This is a genomic window from Streptomyces laculatispora (genome assembly GCF_017353455.1).
In the GTDB taxonomy this organism is placed as follows: domain Bacteria; phylum Actinomycetota; class Actinomycetes; order Streptomycetales; family Streptomycetaceae; genus Streptomyces; species Streptomyces laculatispora.
The window spans coordinates 1-5,312 of record NZ_JAFMPZ010000465.1; the positions used below are offsets into that span (position 1 = coordinate 1).

Sequence of the window (5,312 nt, forward strand, 5' to 3'; positions counted from 1 at the left end):
GGTCGGGGGCGGGCGGCGCCGGGGCGGTGGCGATCGCGTCGGCCGTCGCCGGAGTCGGTGTGCTGTTCGCCTGCACCGCCGCGATCGCCGCTCAGTTCACCGAGAGCGCCCGGCTCGCGAAGGGGCTGACGGCCGCGGTGATCGGCGCCGCGTTCGTCCTGAAGGCGGCGGGCGACTCCGCGACGGCGGACGGTTCGTCCGTGTTCACCTGGCTCTCCCCCATCGGCTGGGCGGAGAACGTCCGGCCGTACGCGGACGAGCGGTGGTGGGCGCTCCTTATGATCGTCGCCGCCGTGGCGGTGCAGTGCGCCGCGGCGTACGCGCTGACCGGGCGGCGCGATGTCGGCATGAGCTTCCTGGCGACCCGGCCGGGGCCCGCCCGGGGCCGGATCTCCACGGCGCTCGGGCTCGCCGTGCGGCTCCAGCGCGGTGCGCTGCTGGGCTGGACGGTGTCGTTCGCCGCGGTCGGCGTCGTCTTCGGCGGGCTGACCGGCGGAGCGGCCGATCTCGTCGGGGACAACAAGAAGACCAGGGAGATCTTCGAGCGGATGGGCGGACAGGCCGGTCTGACCGACGCGTTCCTCGCCTCGATGGTCTCCGTGCTCGGCACGGTGGCAGCGCTGTACATCGTCTCCTCGGTGCTGCGGCTGCACGGTGAGGAGACCGCCGGACGGGCCGAACCGGTGCTGGCGGGCGGGGTCGGCCGTATCGGCTGGGCGGCCGGCCACCTGCTCATCGCCTTCGGCGGCGCGGCCCTGATCATGGTGGCCGGCGGCCTCGGCCTGGCCGCGGGATACGGGCACGAACTGCCCGCCGTGCTCGGCGCCTCGCTGGTGCAGCTGCCCGCCGTCTGGCTCCTGGGCGGGGTGACGGTCCTGCTGTACGGGGCGCTGCCGAAGGCCGCCGCCGCGGCCTGGGGACTGGTGGGGCTCTGCCTGGCGCTGGGCTGGATCGGCCCGGCCCTGAACCTGCCGCAGCCGGTGATGGACCTGTCGCCGTTCACCCACCTGCCGAAGCTGCCCGGGGCGGGGATGGAGTGGGGTCCGGTGGCGCTGCTCACCGTGCTCGCGGTGGCCCTGGTGGCCGGCGGTCTGGCGACGCTGCGGAGGCGGGACATGCTGAACTGAGCGGGGCGGCCCGCGCCCGGCCGGTCACAGCTCGACGCGCAGCTCCTTCACGCCCCGGATCACGTATCCCGGATTCCACTCCGGCTCCGCGACCAGCCGCATTCCCGGCGCCCGTCGGAGCAACTCCCCGAAGGACGCCGCCAGTTCCACCCGGGCCAGCGGGGCGCCCAGACAGAAGTGGATGCCCGCGCCGAAGGTGATGTGCGGGTTCTCCTGCCGGGAGAGGTCCAGCGTGTCCGGGTCGGGGAAGCGGGCCGGGTCGCGGTTGGCCGAGCCGAAGAGCAGGGCCACCTCGGAGCCGCGCGGAATGACCGTGCCGCCGATCTCGATGTCGTCGAGCACCCAGCGCTCGAACATCTGGAGCGGGGTGTCGTACCGCATCAGCTCCTCGATCGCGGACGGCAGCAGCCCGTGGTCGGCCCGCAGCGCGGCCAGCTGCCCGGGGTGGCGCAGCAGCGTCCACCAGCCGTTCACCGTGGTGTTGACGGTCGCCTCGTGTCCCGCGTTCAGCAGCAGCACACAGGTGGAGACCATCTCCTGCTCGGTCAGCCGCTCGCCCTCGTCATGGGCGGCGATGAGCGCGGAGATCAGATCCGTACCCGGGTTCCCGCGCCGCTCGGCGATCAGTTCGCGCAGATACGCGGAGAAGTCGAGCGAGGCGCGGACGGCGGCGCGGGCGGTCTCCTCGGACGGGTTGAGCTCGTACATCCCGCAGATCGCCGCCGACCAGGGCCGCAGCGGCGCACGGTCGGACTCCGGGATGCCGAGCATCTCGGCGATCACGGCGACGGGCAGCGGCTCGGCGACCGCCGTGAGCAGATCGCCCCCGCCCTGCGCCACGAAGTCGTCGACGAGCCCGGCGGCCAGCCGCCGCACGGTCGGCGCGAGCTGCTCGACGGTGCGCGGGGTGAACGCCTTGGAGACCAGCCGCCGGATGCGCGTGTGGTCCGGCGGCTCCAGGTCCAGCATCCCCTGCCCGTTGAGCGTCTCGAACGGCTCGTGCTCGGGAGGCGGAGCCGTCCGGCCGAACTCCTCGTGCGTGAACCGGTGCAGATACGTCCGGCCCAGCCGGCGGTCACGCAGCAGCGCGGACACATCGGCGTGGTGCGGCACGAGCCACTGGTCGGTGGGCTCGAAGTAGTGCGCCCGGCCGGTGGCCCGCAGCTCGGCATAGGCGGGATACGGATCGGCGACGAACGCCGCCGACCACGGGTCGAAGGGGGCGGCGGAACCGGAGGCGGCACGCGTGGGCTGGTTCATGAACCGACGCTAACCGGCCACCCGCCACCGGGCCAGCCCTCCCGGGGGCCGCACCCTCCCGCAGGACGGCGCGAGCGGCCGGGGCCGCGCCGGCGCTCAGGACGGCGTGACCAGCCGGGTCTCGTAGGCGAAGACGGCGGCCTGGGTGCGGTCGCGCAGGCCCAGCTTGACCAGGATGCGGCTCACATGGGTCTTGATGGTGGACTCGGCGACCACCAGATGCGAGGCGATCTCCGCGTTCGACAGGCCCTGGGCGATGAGGACCAGCACCTCCGTCTCGCGCTCGGTGAGGTCGCCGATCCGGGCGAGCGCGGGCGGGCGCGGGGCGGCCGCGAGCTTGGAGAACTCGTTGATCAGCCGCTTGGTGATGGTGGGGGCGAGCAGTGCCTCACCGGAGGCCACCACCCTTACACCGTCCGCGAGCTGACGGGCCGAGGCGTCCTTGAGGAGGAAGCCGGAGGCGCCCGCGCGCAGCGCCTGGTAGACGTACTCGTCGAGGTCGAAGGTGGTCAGCACCAGTACCTTGGCGTCTCCGTCCGCCGCGACGATCTCGCGGGTCGCCTCGATGCCGTTGAGCTCCGGCATCCGGATGTCCATCAGCACCACGTCGGGGCGGAGCGCCGCGACCTGCGAGACGGCCTCGCGGCCGTTGACCGCCTCGCCGGCGACCTCGATGCCCGGCATCGCGTTGAGCAGCACCGAGAAACCCTCGCGGACCATCATCTGGTCATCGACGATCAGTACCCGGATCGTCGCACCCGCGTCGGTCGTCATACCTGCTCCACGGGGGCGTCGGAGGGGGCCTGCTGGACAGGGATGAAGGCCGCGACCTCGTAACCGCCGTCCGCGGTCGTCCCGGCGGTCATCTCACCGTTCAGCATCCCGACCCGCTCCCGCATCCCGGTGATCCCGTGCCCGGCCCCCTGCGAGGGTTTCACCGGGCCGGTCGGCGGGCCGTTGACGACGCGCAGTCCGAGCCCGCCCAGCACATAGCCGATCTCGACCTCGGCGGTGGCGCCCGGTGCGTGCCGCAGGGTGTTGCTGAGGGCCTCCTGGATGATCCGGTACGCCGACAGCTCGACGCCCTGCGGCAGTTCGCGCACCGCGCCGGTCACCGTCTTCCGCGTCGTCAGGCCCGCCTCGCCGACATTGGCGAGGAGGCCGTCGAGCTCGGCCAGGGTGGGCTGCGGCGCGTCCGGCACCTCGTAGCCCTCGGTCCGTACGACACCGAGCACCCGGCGCAGTTCGGTGAGCGCCGCGACGGCGTTCTCCCGGATCGTGATGAAGGCCTGCTCCAGCTCGGGCGGCGGATTCTCCACCCGGTACGGGGCGGCCTCGGCCTGGATCGCGACGACCGACATGTGGTGGGCGACCACGTCGTGCAGTTCGCGGGCGATGGTGGTGCGCTCCTCCAGCAGCGTGCGCCGGTCGCGCTCGACGGCGGTGACGGTGCGCTGCACGGTGACCTCGCGCTCCGCCTCCCGCCGGATCTGCACCAGGCTCACGACGAGCAGGGCGAACGCGGAGGTCACGGCCATGGCCGCGGTGTTCGACGAGGTGTCCAGGCCCAGGTTCTCCAGGAGCGTGCCGAACAGCAGGGTCAGGCCCCACATCCAGGCGGCGGTGCGCGGCCGGGTCCGGGCCGCGACGACGACCAGCACGACCAGGTGGGAGAAGAAGGTGCTCGGCCCCCACAGTTCGTCCCCGCCTCCGACGACCGCGCTCACCGGGGTCAGCACCATCGACATCCAGAACGCCCCGACCGGCCTGACCAGCGTCATCGCGATGCAGGCGGCGGGCAGCAGCCCGGACAGCAGGACACCGGCGTTGCCGGTGCGGGAGAACCCCGTCATGAACGCGATCAGCGCGGCCCCCAGCACCACCGCGTGCGGCGTCCACCCGGCACCGGACCGGAGCCGCTCCGGCAGCCGCCGGGTCAGCGGCCCGTCGGTCCGCATCGGCGGCAGCGGGCGGTAGGCGAACGCGTCATCGATGAGGGCCTGCCGCAGGCCGCCTATGGCTCCTGCGGCCATCCGGAGCTCCGGGTTTCTGGTCTTGGTCTCGGTCACGCTTCCACGGTAGGCGGCACGGCGAGCGGGGTCGTCCGTACAGATACGGATCCTGGGCCGTCCGTCGCAAGTACTACCCGGGTCCGCCGCCGGCCGCGTACCGCGGTTTCACCAGGCCAGCTGGGCGATCTCCTCGGCCACCACCGCGCACGCGTCGGCCGCCGGATCGATCAGCGGGAAGTGCCCGACGCCGGGCAGCAGGGTCAGCCCCACGGTCTCCCCCTCCTTCGCGGCCGCGTCGACGAACGCCTCCACGACGGCCTGCGGCACCGTGAGGTCCGTGGTGCCCTGCACCACGGCGGTCGCGATGCCGGTGGGCAGCAGCAGCGCCGGGTCGGCGTGCGCGCTCCGTGCGGCGAAGTCCTCGTCGGTCCCCAGGAACTGCCCGATCGCGCCGGAGCACACATCCAGTTCGACGGCGCGGGTGAAGTCCGCGATCGGTGCGAGGGCCACCACGCCGCGCAGCGCGGGCGGGCGCGGCAGCCGCCACGGCGAGCCCTCCGGCAGTACGTGCCGGGCGGCGGCCCACAGGGCGAGCTGCCCGCCCGCCGAGTGCCCGGTGACGACGATGCGCCGGGCGTCCGCCGCGGGCAGCTCCCGCGCCAGCAGCTCCGGCAGCGCGTCCATCGCCGCCGCGACGTCGTCGAAGGTCTCCGGCCAGCGGCCGGCCACCGGGCCCGAGCCGCGCTGCTGCGGGATCTCGCTGCCCCGCCGGTACTCGACGCTGGCGACGGCGAACCCGCGCCGGGCCAGGAATCCCGCGAACGGGGACATGTGGAGCCGGTCGTACGGCGCCCGCCACGCCCCGCCGTGCAGGACGACCACGACGGGCGCGCCGGTGCGTCCGTCGTGCGGG

General features: G+C 73.6%; 5 protein-coding genes. 1 reads left to right on the plus strand and 4 read right to left on the minus strand.

The genetic code is table 11. The features are described 5' to 3' along the window. A partial coding sequence (locus J1C73_RS22710; protein WP_207318043.1) for an ABC transporter permease occupies positions 1 to 1,127 on the plus strand: 1,127 nt, incomplete at its 5' end. Positions 1,128 to 1,151: 24 nt separating this feature from the next. Here J1C73_RS22710 and J1C73_RS22715 read toward each other — a convergent pair. The 4 genes from J1C73_RS22715 to J1C73_RS22730 all read right to left on the minus strand — a co-directional run. Further along, on the minus strand, positions 1,152 to 2,387 hold the full coding sequence (locus J1C73_RS22715; protein ID WP_124284429.1) for a cytochrome P450: 1,236 nt from the start codon (positions 2,385 to 2,387) through the stop codon (positions 1,152 to 1,154). Between the two features lie 96 nt (positions 2,388 to 2,483). Continuing rightward, positions 2,484 to 3,161, minus strand: coding sequence for a response regulator (locus J1C73_RS22720; protein ID WP_207318044.1), 678 nt, complete (start codon positions 3,159 to 3,161; stop codon positions 2,484 to 2,486). Further along, the gene (locus J1C73_RS22725) at positions 3,158 to 4,456 is read right to left on the minus strand and encodes a sensor histidine kinase (RefSeq protein WP_207318045.1); all 1,299 of its coding nucleotides are present in this window, start codon (positions 4,454 to 4,456) and stop codon (positions 3,158 to 3,160) included. The genes J1C73_RS22720 and J1C73_RS22725 overlap by 4 nt, the downstream gene beginning before the upstream one ends. Before the next feature lie 108 nt (positions 4,457 to 4,564). Beyond that, a partial coding sequence (locus J1C73_RS22730) for an alpha/beta hydrolase family protein (RefSeq protein ID WP_207318046.1) occupies positions 4,565 to 5,312 on the minus strand: 748 nt, incomplete at its 5' end.

What these genes read in the sequence shown, in the direction of transcription:
- J1C73_RS22715 (WP_124284429.1), bottom strand. Translation starts at nt 2,387, where the DNA reads ATGAACCAGCCCACGCGTGCCGCCTCCGGTTCCGCCGCCCCCTTCGAC.
- J1C73_RS22720 (WP_207318044.1), bottom strand. Translation starts at nt 3,161, where the DNA reads ATGACGACCGACGCGGGTGCGACGATCCGGGTACTGATCGTCGATGAC.